General features: G+C 59.8%; 15 protein-coding genes. 4 read left to right on the top strand and 11 right to left on the bottom strand.

The window, feature by feature from the left end; translation table 11 throughout:
• Positions 1-65: 65 nt before the first annotated feature.
• The 4 genes from JFT63_RS04370 to JFT63_RS04385 form a co-directional block, all read right to left on the bottom strand.
• A complete protein-coding gene (locus tag JFT63_RS04370) occupies positions 66-1,502 on the bottom strand; it encodes an efflux transporter outer membrane subunit (RefSeq protein ID WP_198843544.1) in 1,437 nt (478 codons plus the stop codon).
• A complete protein-coding gene (locus JFT63_RS04375; RefSeq protein ID WP_198843545.1) occupies positions 1,499-4,675 on the bottom strand; it encodes an efflux RND transporter permease subunit in 3,177 nt (1,058 codons plus the stop codon). Before JFT63_RS04375 ends, JFT63_RS04370 begins: the two co-directional genes overlap by 4 nt.
• Positions 4,672-5,838, bottom strand: coding sequence for an efflux RND transporter periplasmic adaptor subunit (locus tag JFT63_RS04380; RefSeq protein WP_198843546.1), 1,167 nt, complete (start codon positions 5,836-5,838; stop codon positions 4,672-4,674). Before JFT63_RS04380 ends, JFT63_RS04375 begins: the two co-directional genes overlap by 4 nt.
• 304 nt (positions 5,839-6,142) lie before the next feature.
• Complete coding sequence (locus JFT63_RS04385; RefSeq protein ID WP_186560137.1) at positions 6,143-6,580, bottom strand: DUF3995 domain-containing protein; 438 nt, start codon at positions 6,578-6,580, stop codon at positions 6,143-6,145.
• Positions 6,581-6,673: 93 nt separating this feature from the next.
• On the opposite strand from JFT63_RS04385, the gene JFT63_RS04390 reads away from it, so the two are divergent.
• A complete protein-coding gene (locus JFT63_RS04390) occupies positions 6,674-7,063 on the top strand; it encodes a DUF2946 domain-containing protein (protein WP_057702785.1) in 390 nt (129 codons plus the stop codon).
• A gap of 94 nt (positions 7,064-7,157) precedes the next feature.
• Entirely contained in the window at positions 7,158-9,284 is a 2,127-nt protein-coding gene (locus JFT63_RS04395) for a TonB-dependent receptor (protein ID WP_198843547.1), read from the top strand.
• 126 nt (positions 9,285-9,410) lie between these two features.
• Here the strand turns inward: JFT63_RS04395 and JFT63_RS04400 are convergent, their stop codons facing one another.
• Both JFT63_RS04400 and JFT63_RS04405 read right to left on the bottom strand, forming a co-directional pair.
• Entirely contained in the window at positions 9,411-10,418 is a 1,008-nt protein-coding gene (locus JFT63_RS04400; RefSeq protein WP_198843548.1) for an ABC transporter substrate-binding protein, read from the bottom strand.
• Between the two features lie 131 nt (positions 10,419-10,549).
• Positions 10,550-10,999: a hypothetical protein gene (locus JFT63_RS04405; RefSeq protein ID WP_186560256.1), complete on the bottom strand. Its 450-nt coding sequence runs from the start codon at positions 10,997-10,999 to the stop codon at positions 10,550-10,552.
• Positions 11,000-11,784: 785 nt separating this feature from the next.
• Here JFT63_RS04405 and JFT63_RS04410 point away from each other — a divergent pair.
• Both JFT63_RS04410 and JFT63_RS04415 read left to right on the top strand, forming a co-directional pair.
• A complete protein-coding gene (locus tag JFT63_RS04410) occupies positions 11,785-12,015 on the top strand; it encodes a hypothetical protein (protein WP_057702779.1) in 231 nt (76 codons plus the stop codon).
• A gap of 68 nt (positions 12,016-12,083) precedes the next feature.
• Positions 12,084-12,326 (top strand): DUF2789 domain-containing protein, encoded by a 243-nt coding sequence (locus tag JFT63_RS04415; RefSeq protein WP_057702778.1) that lies wholly within the window; start codon positions 12,084-12,086, stop codon positions 12,324-12,326.
• A gap of 1 nt (position 12,327) precedes the next feature.
• Here the strand turns inward: JFT63_RS04415 and JFT63_RS04420 are convergent, their stop codons facing one another.
• The 5 genes from JFT63_RS04420 to JFT63_RS04440 form a co-directional block, all read right to left on the bottom strand.
• The gene (locus JFT63_RS04420) at positions 12,328-12,531 is read right to left on the bottom strand and encodes a hypothetical protein (RefSeq protein ID WP_005787746.1); all 204 of its coding nucleotides are present in this window, start codon (positions 12,529-12,531) and stop codon (positions 12,328-12,330) included.
• A gap of 200 nt (positions 12,532-12,731) precedes the next feature.
• Positions 12,732-13,136: a TraR/DksA family transcriptional regulator gene (locus JFT63_RS04425; protein ID WP_003191666.1), complete on the bottom strand. Its 405-nt coding sequence runs from the start codon at positions 13,134-13,136 to the stop codon at positions 12,732-12,734.
• Positions 13,137-13,560: 424 nt separating this feature from the next.
• Positions 13,561-14,583 (bottom strand): ABC transporter permease, encoded by a 1,023-nt coding sequence (locus JFT63_RS04430; RefSeq protein WP_003191668.1) that lies wholly within the window; start codon positions 14,581-14,583, stop codon positions 13,561-13,563.
• 26 nt (positions 14,584-14,609) lie between these two features.
• On the bottom strand, positions 14,610-16,163 hold the full coding sequence (locus JFT63_RS04435; protein WP_057702777.1) for a sugar ABC transporter ATP-binding protein: 1,554 nt from the start codon (positions 16,161-16,163) through the stop codon (positions 14,610-14,612).
• A 65-nt stretch (positions 16,164-16,228) separates the two neighbouring features.
• The gene (locus tag JFT63_RS04440; RefSeq protein ID WP_057702776.1) at positions 16,229-17,164 is read right to left on the bottom strand and encodes a sugar ABC transporter substrate-binding protein; all 936 of its coding nucleotides are present in this window, start codon (positions 17,162-17,164) and stop codon (positions 16,229-16,231) included.
• Positions 17,165-17,503: the final 339 nt, after the last annotated feature.

Below are 17,503 nucleotides of genomic sequence, written 5' to 3'. Positions count from 1 at the left end.
TACAAAAAGTTGTGTAGATACCCATGACCATCGGGGGCAAGCCCCCCTCCCACATTTGCACTGCATCATCCTCCCTTACACACGTGCCCCACCTGCTCACAAACCTGCCATCCCCCGCCCAGCGCCTTGTAAATTCCCACCACCGCCAAGCGCTGCCCGGTACGCGCCGCCGTCAACGCACGGCGGCTGTTGAAGTCCGCACGTTCGGCCTCAAGCACATCCAGATACACGCCCTCGCCTTCGGCGAAGCGCGTGCGTGCAAACCTGGCCGCTTCGCGATTTGCTGCTGCTTCCAGCAGGCGCAGGTTTAGCGTATTGCCCGCAGCGCTGTTGGCCTGAAACGCATCATCGGTCTCTTGCAGGGCACGCAAGACGGTCTGGTCGTAGGCGATGAGTGCCGCCTGGGTGCGCGCCTCGCTGGCGGCTATTCGTGCGCGCACGCGTGCGGTGTCCAGCAGTGACCAGCGAATTACCGGGGCGATAAAGTTCGACTGCATACCGGCATCCCCCAGGGAACCGAGGCTTCCGGCCAACAGCCCGATGGAGCCCTGTACCTGGATATCCGGATACAAACCGGCAGTTTCCACGCCTATTTGTGCAGTCTCGGCCGCCAGCGTGCGTTCGGCCGCCGCGATATCGGCGCGCCGAGCCAACAAGCCAGCCGGGTCGCCCACTTGCAGGGTACGCAGGTTCAAGGTGTCACGGCCGGGTTTGGCCGACGGCGGCTTGAACCCTTGCGGCGCTTGCCCCAGCAGCACGGCCAGTGCGTTGGTAGAGGTTGCGCGTCGCCGTTCAAGGTCGGGCGCTACCGCCTCGACATTGCGCAGCAAGGCCTCGGCGCGTAGCCGGTCGAACTCAGTGGCGGCACCGACGCTGACCAGATGCTCCACCAGGCCCAGACTGTCACGCTGGCTCTGGCTGATATCCGCGACCACCGCCTGTTCAGCTTCGATCCCTTGCAGTTCGAACCAGGTGGCCGCGACGGTGGCGGCGACGCTCGCCTGCACGCTGCGCAGCAAGGCCTGGCGCGACCCCGCCTGCGCCTGCGCTACTTCTACCGAGCGGCGCACGCGGCCAAACAGGTCGATTTCCCAGGCCGCATCCAGCGCCGCACGGGTGGTTTCGATTGAGCGTTCCTCACCGAACGGTGTCTCGACTTCACTGCGCCGCCTGTGCTCATAACCCAGGGCGGCACCGCCACTGGGCAGGAACCCTTGACGGCTCTCACGCAGCATTGCCTTGGCTTCGTCCAGGCGTGCGGCGGCGATGCCAATGTCGTGGTTGGCCGCCAGCGCCTGCCGGATCAATTGGCTGAGGGCCGGTTCGTCGAACACCTGCCACCACTGCATTTCAACCTCGCCACTTCCCAAACCTGCAACGGGCGCCCCGAAGCTTGCCGGCCTATGCGCGGCGGGCAGTACCGGCGCGGAATAGTCAGGCCCTACCGCAGCGCAGCCTGCCAGCAGCAACGGCAACATAAAGAGTGGAAAAGACCGTTTCATAATGCTTGCTCCTCCAGCTGCAACTTCGGACTCGAACCTTGACGCTGCAAGCGCAGCGCCAGGCTGCGCATCACCACGTAGAACACCGGCGTAAGGAACAGGCCAAACAGCGTCACCCCCAACATCCCGGCAAATACCGCAACCCCCATGGCATGGCGCATCTCGGCCCCGGCGCCACTGGCCAATACCAACGGCACCACGCCGGCGATGAACGCCAGCGACGTCATCAGGATCGGCCGCAAGCGCAGTTGGCACGCATGGATAACCGCCTCCAACGGGCTGGCGCCCTCGCCTTCGAGGCTGCGGGCAAACTCGACGATCAAAATAGCGTTCTTCGCCGCCAGCCCGACCAGCACCACCAGCCCGATTTGCACGAACACGTTGTTGTCACCGTCCACCAGCCACACGCCGACGATCGCGCTGAGCAGACACATGGGCACAATCATCAAGACCGCCAAAGGCAACAACCAGCTGTTGTATTGCGCGGCGAGGATCAGGTAAGCCAACAACACACACAGAGGGAAAATAAACAGCGCCGAGGACCCCGCGAGCTTCTGCTGGTAGGTCAAGTCCGTCCATTCATAGGTCACGCCTTCGGGCAGTACCTCCTGCGCCAGGCGCTCCATCAGCGCGACGGCTTGCCCCGAGCTGACCCCAGGCATAGCCCCGCCGGAGATGTCCGCCGAAGGGTAGCCGTTGTAGTGGATCACCCGGTCCGGGCCGGAACCCGGTGTGACGGTGACAAACGCCGACAACGGCAGCATGTCCCCGGCCGCATTGCGCACTTGCAGACGGCCGATGGCTTCGGCCTGCATACGGTGGTCGGCATCGGCCTGGGCGGTGACCTTGTAGGTGCGGCCAAAACGGTTGAAGTCGTTGACGTACAGCGACCCGAGATAGACCTGCAAGGACTCGAACACATCCGCCAGGCGCACGCCCTGGCTCTTGACCTGGGTGCGGTCGATGTCCACGTTCAACTGCGGGGCGTTGACGTCCAGGCTGGTCATCAACCCGGCGACCTGCCCCGATTCAGTGGCTTTGGTCATCAATACCTGGGTCTGCTGCACCAATGCCTCAAGCCCAACCCCGCCACGGTCCTCGACCTGCAATTTAAAACCACCGGTCACCCCAAGGCCGGGCACCGGCGGCGGCGGGAATACGCCGAGGAAACCGTCAGGGATGCTCGCGAACTTGGCTTGCAGGCGCCCGGCGATGGCAACCGCGCTCATATCGGATGAGGTTCGCTCTTTGAATGGATCGAGCATGACGAACATCACTGCCGCATTCGGCACATTGACGAAGCCGTTGACCGACAACCCCGGGAACGCCACCACACTTTCAACCCCCGGCTCATCCAGGGCGATTTTAGACATCTGCCGCACCACCGCATCGGTACGATCCAGCGAGGCCGAATTGGGCAATTGGGCGATCCCCACCAGGTAGTACTTGTCTTGCATCGGCACAAAACCCGCCGGTACAGCATTGAAGCCGAACCAGGTCAGCGCCAGTAACCCGCCATAGGCGACCAGCGCCACCCCGCGTCGGCCGACGACCTTGCGCACCGAGTTGCCATACGCTTGCGGTGCACGCTGGAACGGCCGGCTCAGCACGTGTACCCAATGCGCGGCGCGACCGCGCAGGCTGCGCGGGTCGTGCGCCACGGCGGCGGTGCGCGGGCGCAGCAACAGGCCGGCAAGCGCTGGGCTGAGGGTCAACGAGTTGACCGCTGAAAGGATGGTGGAAATCGCGATGGTCAACGCAAATTGCCGATAGAACTCCCCCTGCAGGCCGCTGAGAAATGCCGTGGGAATAAACACCGCCGCAAGGACCGACGTAATGGCGATGATCGGGCCGGTGACCTCGCCCATTGCCTTGCGCGCGGCCTGTGTGGGCTCTTCGCCGTTCTCGATATGCCGCTCAACGTTCTCGACCACCACGATGGCATCGTCGACCACAATGCCGATCGATAACACCAGCCCGAACAACGACAAGGTATTGAGGGAAAACCCCATCAAATGCATGACTGCAAAGGTACCAATGATCGACACCGGCACGGCCATTAATGGGATCAGCGATGCGCGCCAGTTACGCAGGAACACCACCACCACGATGACCACCAGCAGGATCGCTTCCATCAGCGTGATGGCGACCGATTCCAGCGAAGCGCGCACAAACACGGTCGGGTCATAGGCTATCCGCGAGACCAACCCTTCGGGGAAGTTGGCCTGCAAACGCTGCAGGGTGTCGCGCACCGCCTGCGCCACATCGAGCGCATTGGCCCCCGGGCTCTGGATGATTTGCAAAGCCACGGCCGGCTCGCCATCCAACAGGCTGCGCAGCGCGTAGGCATCGGCGCCCATTTCGATACGGGCGACATCGCGCAGGCGCGTAACCTGGCCGTTATCGCCGGTGCGGATGATGATGTCGCCAAACTGCGCTTCGTCCGTCAGCCGCCCAAGGGTGTTGACCGTAACCTGGAACGCCGCACTGGAATCAGGCGACTGGCCGACCGAGCCGGCGGCCACTTGCACGTTCTGCTCGCGTACGGCGCCGATCACATCACCGGCGGTCAAGCCACGGGCAGCGATCAGGTCCGGGTCGAGCCACAGCCTCATGCTGTATTCACCTGCACCCCACACCAGCACGTCGTTGATCCCCGGAATGCGCGACAGCTCATCACGCACCTGCAGGTAGGCGTAGTTGGAAATGTACAGCGGGTCATAACGTTGGTCGGGAGACAGCAGGTGGACCACCATGAGGATGTCCGGCGAGGTCTTCTGCGTGACCACACCGAGACGCTGCACCTCTTCAGGCAAGCGCGGTAACGCGCGCGAAACACGGTTTTGCACCTGGATCTGTGCCATGTCGGCATTCGTGCCCTGGGCGAAGGTCGCCGTCAGGATCATGCGGCCATCGGTGGCCGACTGCGAGGTCATGTAGAGCATGCCCTCAACGCCGGTAATCACCTGTTCCAGCGGCGCCGCCACAGTCTCGGCAATCACTTGCGGGTTGGCCCCCGGATAAGACGCGGTGACTTGCACAGTGGGCGGCGTGACCGCGGGGTATTCGCTCAGCGGCAGATGGAAGAAGGCGACAATGCCGCCGATCATCATCAACACCGACAGGACGATGGCGAAGATGGGCCGATCAATAAAGAAGCGTGGAAAGCTCATTGCACGCCTCCCACGGTCAGCGGGGCCTCAAGCGGCTTGCCCTCGATACTGGCGGCCAATGGCGTGACCGTCATACCGGGGCGTACCAGCCCTTTGACGACAATGCGCTCGCCCGGTTGCAGGCCCTGTTCGATCACCCGCAGGCCGTCAGCCATCGGGCCTAGTTCGACCGGGCGGTATTGGGTCTTGTCATCTTCACCGACCACCAGCACATAACGGCGGCCCTGGTCGGTACCAATGGAATGGTCGGCAATCAACACTCGCGTTTGCGCCGCGCCGGTGTCCAGTTTGACCTTGGCGAACAGCCCGGGGGTCAGGCGCCCGTCCGGGTTGTCGACCACCGCACGCACGCGCACGGTGCCGGTCTTGCGGTCGGCCGCGTTGGCCAGAAAGTCCACCCGCCCGGCTCGCGCATAGGTTGTATCGTTGAGCATCGCCACCATCACCCTGGCGGCTTTGTCCCCCTTCGATCCGGCGTGTTCCCGCGTCGCAGCCAACGAGTGCAGATAGGTGCGCTCGTCGACATCGAAGTAAACATGCAAGGGGTCGACCGAAACGATCGTCGTCAACGGCGTCTCCCCGCGGGTGACATAGTTGCCTTCAGTGACGAGTGCGCGATCGATACGGCCACTGATCGGCGCGGTGACGCGGGTGTAGCTCAGGTCCAACTGCGCCGTATCCAGCGCCGCTTTCGCGGCCTCAACCTGGGCCCGGCCGGCATTCAAGGAGGCAATGGCGGTGTCGAGGCGATCACGCGCCACCACCTTCTTGGCGAACAGCTGCTCGGCTCGCCCATGCTCGGCCTGGGCCAGCAACGCATTGGCCTCGGCCTCACGCAAGCGCGCCCTGGCAGCATTCAACGCAGCCTGAAACACCCGCGGGTCGATCACAAACAACGGGCTGCCCCTGGTGACGAACTGGCCCTCGGGTACGCTGACACTTTGCAGATAACCGCTGACACGCGGGCGCAGTTCAACCTGCTCAATGGCGGTCAACGAGCCGGTGTACTCGACAAACGGCGTCACCGCCCGCGCTACCACCTCGGCCACCGGCACACTCGGCGGTTTGCCGGCCGCGGCCGGCGGCGCATTGTCTGTGCATCCGCCCAGCGTCAACACCACGGCCATTGCCCCGGTGATCAGGCTTATTGGTTTGGCGTACATCGTTCACCCTCCTTGGAATTTTCAAGACAAATCGACACTGGAGGTTTTTATCGGGCTTGCCACATTGGGAAGGTCAAGCGCTATAAAACCGGGAGGTGTATTTTTGTCTGGAGGGTGTTTGGAGGGAGACAGCAGACCTGGAGACTGACTGATCGGGAGATCACACTGGATTAAAAATGTAGGAGCGAGCTTGCTCGCGAAAAACTCACAAGCGCCGCGTTTATTCAGGAAGCGCGCGCAATCGTTGACATTTTCGCGAGCAAGCTCGCTCCTACCGACGACTTGCCGCCCTAAACTGAGACGATCAGGTCCAGGCCACCACCAACAGCCCGGCACCCAACACCAGGCACAGCGGCGAGTAGAGGTAGGTATCCAGGCGCGCAAACCGGGAACTGCCGACCTTCTTGAAAAACCCCACCAGCTCCGAATCGCCAATCGCCCGGGCAAACATCAACACCGCAATCGCACTGATGCCCCACTGCAACGCCCCATGGGAAACCGGCGAAAAATACAGCCCGGCACGCAGGCAGACCAACAACGCAATCGCCACCAACCCCATCGCCACCAGAAAGGTGCCCAGGGTCGACGGTTTGAACGCCGGTCGCGGCCCGCTGGCAAATTCACCAGGCAGTTGTGGAATCGCCGCCAGGCTGCCGAATTTGCCGCCAGCCGCCCAGTACAAATGCACCATACTGATGAAGGTAAATACGCCGACGATCCATCGCGCTATGACGAAGCTCATGCCCGGTACTCCCCAAAAATGTGCGAATGAGGATAGTCGCCCTGAGATTTTCTGCAGGCATTTCGTCGGCCGCTGATGGTAAAGTGCCGCCCCATGAAACTCGCCCGTGCCGACCGCTCGCTCATTGCCTGGATGCTCTACTGCTGCGTCCTGTTCAATGTGTTCGCCTGCAGCATTGGCCATGGGCAGATGGTGGGGATGCAGCTCAACGGCATCAGCGGCCAGTTCTGTACGGTGGACCCGCGCACCCAGGCGCCACTGCCTGCCAACTCTACCGATGAGAACCTGCCAACCCTGTCCAAGGCGTTTGGTTGCCCGCTGTGTTCTACCGGCGGCATGGGGCCTGCGCTCAACTCCCATTTGAATGTGGCGGTACTGCCCCAACCCCATGCGCCGCCTGCTGCGGTGGTGCTTGCCGCTGATATTCCTGCCCGCTTCACCTGGCCCACGGCTAACCCGCGCGCGCCACCTGCCTTCGCCTGATCCCTGCGCTTTCCGATCTGCATTGCCCGCCGTTTGCGTGAGGACGTATGGGCAGCGGTGCGTTGTTTTCAAGCCAAGTTTTCAGGATTCAACCATGAAACATTTACCCCTGTTGGCGGGCCTGTTCGGCTGCCTGCCTGTTTGCGCCTGCGCCCTTGAGCTGGCGCCGACCACCATTGACGGTGATCAAAGCGTCGAGCCCGGCCTGGCCCTTGATCAATCCAGCGGCATGGCCTCGCGCCTGGGTCTGAGCGTGCGGGAAACCCCGGCGTCGGTGGCGATCGCCAACCGTAACGATATCGAGCGCCATGGCGCCAAGACCTTCCGCGATGCGGCCAATACCCTTCCCGGCGTCAACGCCAGCGCGCCGCCCGGGTTCGGTGGTTTTGTCTCGTATCGAGGGTTTACCAGCAGCCAGATCACCCAGATGTTCAACGGCATCAATGTCGCCACGGGCCTGGCGCGCCCGGTGGATGCCTGGATCTACGACCGCGTGGAACTGGTCGGCGGCCCCTCCTCCCTGATCAACGGCGCCGGCTCCGTGGGTGGCTCGCTCAATTACGTGACCAAGCTGGCGACCCGTGAAGAACTGGCCGCAGAAGGCCAACTGACCTACGGCAGCTACGACACCGCCGGCATGGCCTTGGGCCTTAATCACGCACTGACCGAACCCGGCGCCGACGTGCAGCATTACGCGCGGCTGGATGTAAGCCGCAACACCAACCACAGCCACATCGAGCGTGTTCAACGGGATGCCTGGAGCGTGGCGTTTTCCCTGCTCAGCGACCTCACCCCCAACCTGTCCCACACCCTGGCCCTGGAGTATCAGGACGAGCATGAAGACAGCCCGTATTGGGGCACGCCGGTGCTCAATCCCAAAGCCGGCGAACTGAAGATCGACAGGCACAACCGCTTCAACAACTACAACGTTGCCGACGGGCGTTATGAACAGCGCACGATCTGGGCGCGATCGATCATCGACTATCGGATCAACGACAGCACCACGCTGAAAAACACCCTTTATCATCTCGACAGCCAGCGCGATTACCGCAACCTGGAGACCTACCAGTACAACGCCGACAACAGCGCCGTTAACCGCTCCACGGCCTATCAGGTGCGGCATCAGGGCGAACAGAATGGCAACCAGTTCGAACTGCGCCATGACACCAGCGTGTTCGGGCTCTCTACCACCTGGTCCGGCGGTTTTGAGTACAAGGTCAACAGCACCACCGGCCACCCGCTTAGGGAGCAGGGTGACAGTACGGTTGACCCAAACCACTACAACCCGGGGCACTTCTATGACATCCCCGGCATCAAACCGGGTTTTGTGAAGGACACGACCAACCAGGTAACCACCAAGGCACTGTTCCTGGAAAACCGCCTGGGGCTGACGGATAAGCTGTCACTGCTGACCGGTCTGCGTTATGACGCCATCGACCTGGACGTGACCAACCACCGCACAATCACCGCCACCAACCCTCGGCACTTCAAGCGCAGCTGGGAACCAGTGACCGGCCGTGTGGGCCTGACCTATCAATTCATCCCGTCAGCCAATGTCTACGTGCAATACAGCACCGCCGTGGAACAGCCCAATACCACCACCCAGGTGTTTGACGTGTCCACCGGCAAGCAGTGGGAGATCGGCAGCAAGTTCGATTACCTGGACGGTCGCGGCTCGGCAACGGTCGCCGTCTACAAAATTGAACGCGAAGACTTTGCCGTCACCGACCCACAGGACCCCACCAACAGCATCCCGGTGGGCGCGCAGTCGTCCAAAGGTATCGAACTGGCCAGCTCACTGCGCATCACGCCAAGGCTCCTGGCCGAAGGCAACTTTGCCTGGGTGGATGCCGAGTACGATGAATTCAATGAGAAAGTTGCCAGCGGCGCCGTGGTATCGCGCAAAGGCAATACGCCGACCAATGTGCCCAAGCGCGTGGGCAACCTGTGGTTGACCTACGACTTCTCAGAGCATTGGCAAGGGGGGGTGGATGCGCGCTATGTCGACCAGGTGTATGCCGATTATGCCAACACCCAGACAGTGCCGGCTTACACGCTGTTCGGTAGTTTCCTGCGCTACAAGCTCGATGCTCGCACCTCTGTGACCGGGCGGGTGCGTAACTTGACCAATGAGGTGTATGCCGAGTTTGCGCATGTATCGCCAGCTTACTATCTGGGGTCACCGCGGACCTTCGAGATAGCGGTACAAACGCGATTCTAAATCTGGAATGCAAAAAAATTGTGGGAGGGAGCTTGCTCCCGATGAGGGAGTGTCAGTCAATTTATCTGTGATTGACACTCCGCCATCGGGAGCAAGCCCCCTCCCACATTTTGTTCTGCATCCAGGCTATTTAAGGGCCGTCTCAACCTTCTGCGCAACGTCCGGCGTCAACCACGCCTTCCAGACCTCAGGGTGCTCCTTGAGGAACGCCTGGGCCACGTCCCGTGGCGCGGTGTGGTTTTCGCTCATCTTCGCCAGGGCTTTGTTAAGCGGCTCGATGGGGAACTCGACTTTTTCGAAGAACTGGGTGATCTGCGGATATTGCTGCTGGAACGGCGTCGATACGCCAATGCTCAACCTGGAAGCCAACGAGCGTGTCGGCTTCGGGTTCGGGTTGTCTGCATCAGTCAGGGTTTTCCAGGCATCGGCATCAAAAGGCGGTTCTTCCAGCTGGATCAGCTTATAGCGGCCCATCAGCGGCGTCGGTGACCAGTAATAGAACAGCACCGGCTTGCCCCGGCGGATCGACGAGGCAATCTCGGCATCCAGCGCTGCGCCCGAACCGCTGCGGAAGTTCACATAGCTGTCGTCCAGGCCATAGGCCTTGAGCTTCTGTTTGTTGACCACTTCGGACGTCCAGCCGATGGGGCTATTGAGAAACCGCCCCTTGCCCGGGGATTCCGGGTCTTTAAATACGTCTTTGTAGCGCGCCAGGTCCTTTACACTTTTCAGGTCCGGCGCCAGGGCCTTGAGGTTTCTGGACGGGTCGCCCTTGACCACGTATTCCGGCACCCACCAGCCTTCAGTGGCGCCTTTGACTGTGTCTCCAAGCCCTGCCACTTTGCCTTCGGCTTCAGCCTTGACCCAAACAGGGCTGCGGCCCGCCCACTCTTCGCCGATCACCTGGATGTCGTTCTTGGCCAGGGCGGTTTCCAGGGTGATAGTGGTGCCCGGCAAGGTGTCGGTGGGCAAGTCATAACCCTTTTCGACGATAAAGCGCAGTACTTCGGTGATCAGGCTGCCGCTTTCCCAGTTGAGGTCGGCAAAATGCACCGGCGCCTGTGCGGCCGAAACCGGCAGTGACAGACTCATGGCCGTCAATGACGCCGCCAGCAGTGACTTCAATCCTTTCATGCCTTTGCACCTCGCGTTTTCGCAGTCATGGCAAACGGCTTGGCCGCTAATGCGCGAAGCCTCTGAATAGTTAAGTCAACTCAACTGTAGTAGAGGTTCCGAAAGAGAAAGGTGCGCAGCGAATTTACCGACTATTCGCTGGCCTTGAACGTCACCAGCTCACCCTTGCGCCACTTGGCGGCTTTGCCCGTCACGGCCTTGAGGGTTTTGGTCAGCCCTTCCTGCAATTGTTCATGGGCGGCAAATACCAGCATCACGCTGTGGCCTTCCTTGAACACAATGCCCTGACCTTCGTTCGACGATACAAAGGCGTAGTCGCCGAGGCCGTACACGGTCAACTTGATATCGCGAAACTTCAGCTCGAACTTTCCGCCTTCGCGGCTGGGCAAAACAGCCGCACGGAAATGGTCGCCCACTTTGAGTTCCAGGCGCGGCTTGTCATCCACGACCATTGCCGCTTCGGTATCGATCTCGGCAATGTAGATGCCTTCCGGCGTCTGTTCAGTGACGTAGACAAACCGGGATTGAAACTGTTTGACCAACTTTGCGCGCAAATCACCCAGCACGAATAACGCGTGCATATCCAGATTACTGACTGCCAAGGAAACGCCCCCACATCAAGAAAGCGCTGGCCGCGGAAGCGGGCAGCACAAAAAAACGGCCGTTACGGCACGATCACACATTCATCAAAAATCTGAAGACCACCCATAAGACCCGTACAGCCAACCGCGGTGGACCTAAAGCAAGGTCAGCCGGTGGCACAGCAAATCACAGGTTCAACGACCCGAGAATACGAGTCGACCAACTTCAGAGAATAACCCAGTCAGAAATGCAGTTTTCCGACACCCAAAACAAAAAATACACGGGCATGGAACCAGTTGCGAACTGCCGACGACAATACTAAAACAGCAGGCCGGGTCAAAACCACCCGAAACACCAAGAAAAGACAGGCTAACAAGATCGATCGACAGGAGCTGAGCATGCAACGACGTCAACACAACGCTACGTCCTTCCACTCTCGTTCATCATGTCCAGACGAACGCCAATACTACTGCTTACATAACCTTGATGGGTACTCCCATTCAGCTCTTTACCAAGTGGTACCGGCCGGAAAGAACTTTTTCCACATTCTTGAAGTGCCCAGTGGCAGGATCAAGGGGTTTCGCAGCGATCACAATAAAGCCTGTGAATTAGCCAAAACTCTGGAAGCCAACCTGCAAGCCCTATGCGGGGGGCTCGTTTCGTCACCTGGATGACTTTACTGCGCCGTCGCCCTTCAACAACTGCCATACTGACCCGTCCATTGAAGTTTGCCCCGTATGGGTCAGGTTTCATCAGTGCAGTTACCTTGAAGGGAAGGCTATACGTGACGGAATTTGATATTGGCGAATTTTTTATCCACGGCGACGCAAGGGAAGTAGACGGAGAGTTTCAAGCAGTCATTATCATGCGGGCCAAACCCCCGCTGACCACCGTGACCGCGCACCAGGTAGAAAAAGACCGCTGGTTCAAGACTGCAGACGCCGCTGCCATCGCAGCAAAAGAAGCCGCAAAAGCCCTGAAAACCGCCGTGGATTGCGGTGCACTAAACTCCTGATAATCCGATAGAACTCTGGCGTCCAATTCCCCTCACATGCATAACGATCAGTTGGCATGGAGAACACTATGGACACCACTATCCCTACCCTTGAAACCCTGTTCGATCAATTGGGCCTGGATTCCAGTCAGGAAGCCATAGAACGCTTCACCGCCGAGCATCGCCTGCCGGATGATGTGAAACTCATCGACGCGCCATTCTGGAGCGAACAACAGGCGAGTTTCCTCAGGGAGCAATTGCAGGTGGATGCGCAATGGGCACCTGCGGTGGATGACCTCAACGCACTGCTGCACGAGTCGCCGAAGGCTTGATTCAATGCAGGCTGTCTGACTGTTCCATGCGCAACAGCGCTTGCCAGGCAGCCTGGCACTCCTGCGCTTCATCGCGACTGGCAAAAGCGGTGCCGCGCTGTTCACCATTGAGCAACACCACCCAGCAGGCTTTCTGGCCCAGTGCGCGCAGGGTTTCAGGTACGCCACTGCCGATCATCACGGCCACATCGACTTTGTTTTGCATGGAAGTTCTCCGTAGCATTAGTTAGCTGCCTAACAATGTTGGCCATGCTACGGTTTTATTCCAGTTGGAAAAAGCTATCCTGGGAATAGCTTCATTGCATAAACAGCAACAATCCCGCCCCCCAGACGTAGACCGGATGATCTCGGAAGGCTTTTGCAGACGGGGCGGCCGACGCATTGGCAGGCGCCCCATTGCGCGCATCAGGCTTGACGCTGGTGCTTGTCGATCTGCTCGTGGCGCTCTTGGGCTTCGATGCAGTACTTGGTGGTCGGGCTGATCAGCAGGCGCTTGAGGCCGATCGGCTCGCCGCTGTCATCACACCAGCCAAAAGAATCTTCCTTGATGCGCTCCAGGGCGCGCTCAAGCTGCGGCAGCATACGCTGGTCGCGGTCGATGGCATTTACCAGCCAGGTGCGCTCTTCTTCGACGGAAGCCGCGTCAGCCGGGTCTGCCGGGGTGTCCAGGCTTTCAATGGCGATACGGTTCTGTTCAATGCGCTCGTGGTGTTCCACCTTCATGTCTTGCAGCAACTTCTCGAAAAAAGCGTGCTGTTCGGCATTCATGTAGTCATCCGCCGGCATGGCCAGCAACTTTTCCTTTGTCATTGATTTCTCTATAAAAAATACGTGCATTAAGGCGAATAAGGGAGCGTTCCGCAAGGCCTGTGCAGGTCTCGGAAGGGCGCCGTCCATTTCAAGCGCCACCCGGCACTCAATTTACGAGGGGCGGCAGTCTAAGGCCGACTTGAGGGCGCAGCAACTGAAAAGACAGGCATTTTTTCCCGATTAACCCCCAAAGGCACCAGGACGGGCTTGGCGAATGGTCATCGGAGTGCGTTTATAGCAAGAAATTCAGTGCAGTGGAGCTATATAGAAGACAAACGGTTGAAACAGACTGGCACGATACCAAATGTGGGAGGGGGCTTGCCCCCGGGTAGCAATAGTTCACTCAACATATTCGGTGACTGACACACCGCAATCGGGGGCAAGCCCCCTCCCACATTTGATTGGTGCTGTCCTTGAGATAGGCTCAGCGCTTGAGCTTGCGCTTGTTGCGATACTGGTCGATCACCACCGCCACCACAATGATCAGGCCCTTGATGATGTCCTGGATATACGCATCCACCCCGACGAAGGTAAACCCGCTGGCCATCACACCGAGGATCAACGCGCCGATCACGGTGCCGGTGATGCGCCCTACCCCGCCCGCCAGGCTGGTGCCGCCGATCACCGCGGCGGCAATCGCGTCCAGCTCGTAAGACATGCCCATGCCCGCCTGCCCCGTCGCGGCACGTGCCGAGGCCACCACTCCGGCCAGGCCCGCCAGCAGCCCGGCGATGCTGTAGACGATGATCAAGTGGCGCTTGACGTTGATGCCCGAGGTACGCGCCGCCTGCATATTGCCGCCGATGGCGTAGGTGTACTTGCCGTACTTGGTATAGCGCAGGGCGATATGGAAGATCACCGCCACCACCAGGAAGATGATCACCGGCATCGCACCATGGCCGATGGCCGTGTAGGAATCCGAGAGCATGCTCACCGGCTGGCCTTCGGTGTAGTAACGCGCCAGACCACGGGCCGAGACCATCATGCCCAGGGTCGCGATAAACGGCGGGATACCGGTCACCGCGATAATGCTGCCATTGATCGCCCCCGCCAGCAGCCCAACGCCCAGGCCCATCGCCACCGGGATCCACACCGGCAAGTCGGTCAGGGACGGAAACACCGCCCGGGAAAAGTCCGAGGTCTGCGCCAGGCTGGCCGCGATCATCGCCGACAAGGCCAGCACTGAGCCGGACGACAAATCGATCCCCGTGGTGATGATCACCTGGGTCACGCCGATGGCCAGCAGGCCGATGATCGAGACTTGCAGAATCATCAGCACCAGGCGCTGGGAATTCATCAAAAAGCTCTGGTCGCGAACGATCCAGCCGAACAGTTCAAACACCAGGCCGATACCGATCAGCACCAAAAAGATGCTCAGTTCGGTGGGCATGCGTCGACGGTTCTTCACCGGTGCCGTCGCCGGCTTGTTGTCTGTTATTGCGTTCATAGCCCATCACCTTCTTATTCTATAGATCAGTGGACCGCGGACATGCCGGAGGCCAACTGCATGACTTTTTCCTGGGTGGCCTCGGCGCGATCCAGGGTGCCCATCAGTTCGCCTTCATGCATCACCATCACCCGGTCGCTCATGCCAAGCACTTCGGGCAGTTCCGAGGAAATCATGATCACCGCCATGCCTTCGCTGGCAAGAAAAGCGATCAAACGATAGATCTCGGCCTTGGCGCCCACATCGATACCGCGGGTCGGTTCATCCAGAATCAGCAGCCTTGGGTTGGTCATCAACCAGCGCGCCAGCAGTGCTTTTTGCTGGTTACCGCCGGACAAGGTGTCGATGCATTGTTCCAGGGATGGAGTTTTTACCCGCAGCTTCTTGCACATGTCCTCACACAGGACGCGCAGGGCCTTCTGCTGGATAAAGCCGTTGTCCGAATAGTGCGGCAACACCGCCATCTCCATGTTTTCCAGCACCGACAGGCACGGGAACAGGCCGCTGAGCTTGCGATCTTCGGTCAATAGCGCAAAGCCTTTCTCGATGGCCATGTGCGGGTCGGTGATGCGCACCGCCTTGCCGTCCAGGGTGATTTGCCCGCTGGAGCTTGGGGTGATGCCAAAAATGGTTTCCGCCACATTGGTGCGCCCGGATCCCATCAGGCCGGCGATACCAAGAATCTCTCCGGCGTGCAGGTCGAACGAGACGTCCTTGAACACGCCGTCCAGGCTCAGGTCGCGTACGGACAACAGCAAGTCCCCTATCGGCGTCTCGCGCACCGGGAATAACTGGCTCAGCTCACGCCCCACCATCATCGAGATCAGGCTGTCGCTGTTCATGCTGTCGGCCCGTTGCAGGCCGATGTACTGACCGTCGCGGAACACCGCCACTTCATCGGCAATGGCGAACACTTCGTTCATTTTGTGCGTGATGTAGACGATGCCTTTGCCCTGGGATTTGAGGTCGGCAATGATTGAAAAAAGGTGGGCCACTTCCTTGTCAGTAATGGCCGAGGTCGGTTCATCCATGATCAGGATGTCGGAGTCATAGGACACCGCCTTGGCAATCTCGACCATCTGCCGCTCGGCGATGCTCAGGTTACCCACCTGCTCTTCAGGGTCGAGGTTGATGCGCAGGCGCGCCAGCAACTCGGCGGTGCAGCGGTGCATTTCGCGGTGGTTGACCATATGCAGGCTGTTGAGCTGCTCGCGGCCGATCCAGATGTTCTCGGCGATGCTCATATGGGGCATCAGGTTGAGCTCCTGATGGATCATGGCGATCCCGGCCTTTTGCGCCGCCAGCGGCGTCTCAAAGGTAATGGGCTTGCCACGCAGGCGGATTTCCCCGGCGTCGGGCTGGTAGATGCCGGCGATGATCTTCATCAGCGTCGACTTGCCCGCACCGTTCTCGCCCATCAACGCCAGCACCGTGCCGGGGCGCACCCGCAGTTGCACGTCGTCCAGGGCGACAACTCCGGGAAAGCCTTTGCTGATGTTGAGAATTTCCAGCAGGTAGGGTTCGTCCAGCGGCAACGGCTGGATGCCCGGGGGCTGCGAGGCAGCGGCTTGAGCAAGCATAAGGAGGCACTCCATCTGCAGGGCGGCCGTGGCCGCCCTGCCGGCTTATTGTTGTTATGTCAGGGCTACTTGAAGTCTTTGACGTTGTCCGGGGTGATCAATTGGAATGGGATGACAATGTTCTGTTCGATCGCCTCATTCTTCGCCATCTTGCGGGCCGCCTCTAAAGAGCCAACTGCCTGGCCTTTGGCGTCCTGGAACACCGACACAGTCATTTCGCCCTTAGTGATCGCGTTCAAGCCATCCGGTGTGCCGTCGACACCCGCAATCAACACGCTGCCCGGTTTGGTTCCGGCCGACTTCAAAGCCATGGCTGCACCAATGGCCATTTCATCGTTGTTGGCGAGTACTGCATTGAACTCACGGCCCTGGGTCAGCCAATCGTTGACCAGGGTCATGCCCTTGTCACGCAACCAGATGCCGGTTTGCTCCTGCTCGATTTTTATGTCTGGGTATTGGGTCAGGATCGCCTTGATGCCCTTGGTACGGTTGGTAGTGGAGTTGTTCGCCAAGTCGCCCAACAGGATCACGATCTTGCCCTTGCCGCCGAGTTTATCGGCGACGTACTGCATCTGCAGCTTGCCGGCTTCTTCATCATCGGAAGTCACAGCTGCCACACCTTTGGGCAGGTCTTTTTGGTCGGGCCGACGGTTGACGTACACCAGAGGGATCCCGGCTTCGATCGCTGACTTGCTGATCCGCGCCGTAGACGCGGTGTCCACCGGGTTGACGATGATGGCGTCGACTTTCTGGCTGATAAAATTCTCGACCTGGCTCAGCTGCTTGACCACATCGGCGCGGGCGTCCTCGAACTGCAATTGCACCCCATCGCCCTTGGGATAGGACTTGGCTTGCTTGTCCATGTACTCACGCACGTTGGTCAGGTAGGTGTCATCGAACTGCGACATGCTCACGCCGATCTTCAGATCGGCAGCCATGGCAAAACCACTGCCCAGCAACATGCACAGGGCCAGCGCGGTAAAACGGATCGGGGTCTTCATGAACGGTCTGTCTCCACTTTCTTGTTGGTTTTTTCGACGTTGCGTTTATCAGGACTCGGCTGTCAGTCGCACCACGGGCGCGCCTGGGAGGCAGCAAACCAGCGCGCCCTGGCTTTCGACGCACAGCACGTTGAGGAAGGAGAAGTAGAACGGCCGGGCGCGGGGCAGTCCGCGTGGCGCTTGGGCGGGGCGTAAAACTCGCAGTACAGCGTTGAAGATTTTCATCTGACGGTACCTGGTTGTTTTGATCTTGTTTTTGTTGAGTCGCCCGTTGGGTCCGGAACGTACTTTATGCAACCTGGAAACGACTGTATTAGAAAATAATTTCCATATCAACCT

Origin of the sequence: Pseudomonas sp. MF7453 (assembly GCF_016405455.1) — a bacterium.
GTDB classification, from domain to species: domain Bacteria; phylum Pseudomonadota; class Gammaproteobacteria; order Pseudomonadales; family Pseudomonadaceae; genus Aquipseudomonas; species Aquipseudomonas paralactis.
This window is presented reverse-complemented; position numbering and strand designations above follow the sequence as displayed.

What these genes read in the sequence shown, in the direction of transcription:
- JFT63_RS04415 (WP_057702778.1), top strand. Translation starts at nt 12,084, where the DNA reads ATGGACACCACTATCCCTACCCTTGAAACCCTGTTCGATCAATTGGGC.
- JFT63_RS04425 (WP_003191666.1), bottom strand. Translation starts at nt 13,136, where the DNA reads ATGACAAAGGAAAAGTTGCTGGCCATGCCGGCGGATGACTACATGAAT.
- JFT63_RS04440 (WP_057702776.1), bottom strand. Translation starts at nt 17,164, where the DNA reads ATGAAGACCCCGATCCGTTTTACCGCGCTGGCCCTGTGCATGTTGCTG.
- JFT63_RS04395 (WP_198843547.1), top strand. Translation starts at nt 7,158, where the DNA reads ATGAAACATTTACCCCTGTTGGCGGGCCTGTTCGGCTGCCTGCCTGTT.
- JFT63_RS04370 (WP_198843544.1), bottom strand. Translation starts at nt 1,502, where the DNA reads ATGAAACGGTCTTTTCCACTCTTTATGTTGCCGTTGCTGCTGGCAGGC.
- JFT63_RS04430 (WP_003191668.1), bottom strand. Translation starts at nt 14,583, where the DNA reads ATGAACGCAATAACAGACAACAAGCCGGCGACGGCACCGGTGAAGAAC.
- JFT63_RS04420 (WP_005787746.1), bottom strand. Translation starts at nt 12,531, where the DNA reads ATGCAAAACAAAGTCGATGTGGCCGTGATGATCGGCAGTGGCGTACCT.
- JFT63_RS04375 (WP_198843545.1), bottom strand. Translation starts at nt 4,675, where the DNA reads ATGAGCTTTCCACGCTTCTTTATTGATCGGCCCATCTTCGCCATCGTC.
- JFT63_RS04380 (WP_198843546.1), bottom strand. Translation starts at nt 5,838, where the DNA reads ATGTACGCCAAACCAATAAGCCTGATCACCGGGGCAATGGCCGTGGTG.
- JFT63_RS04405 (WP_186560256.1), bottom strand. Translation starts at nt 10,999, where the DNA reads ATGCACGCGTTATTCGTGCTGGGTGATTTGCGCGCAAAGTTGGTCAAA.
- JFT63_RS04390 (WP_057702785.1), top strand. Translation starts at nt 6,674, where the DNA reads ATGAAACTCGCCCGTGCCGACCGCTCGCTCATTGCCTGGATGCTCTAC.
- JFT63_RS04400 (WP_198843548.1), bottom strand. Translation starts at nt 10,418, where the DNA reads ATGAAAGGATTGAAGTCACTGCTGGCGGCGTCATTGACGGCCATGAGT.
- JFT63_RS04385 (WP_186560137.1), bottom strand. Translation starts at nt 6,580, where the DNA reads ATGAGCTTCGTCATAGCGCGATGGATCGTCGGCGTATTTACCTTCATC.
- JFT63_RS04435 (WP_057702777.1), bottom strand. Translation starts at nt 16,163, where the DNA reads ATGCTTGCTCAAGCCGCTGCCTCGCAGCCCCCGGGCATCCAGCCGTTG.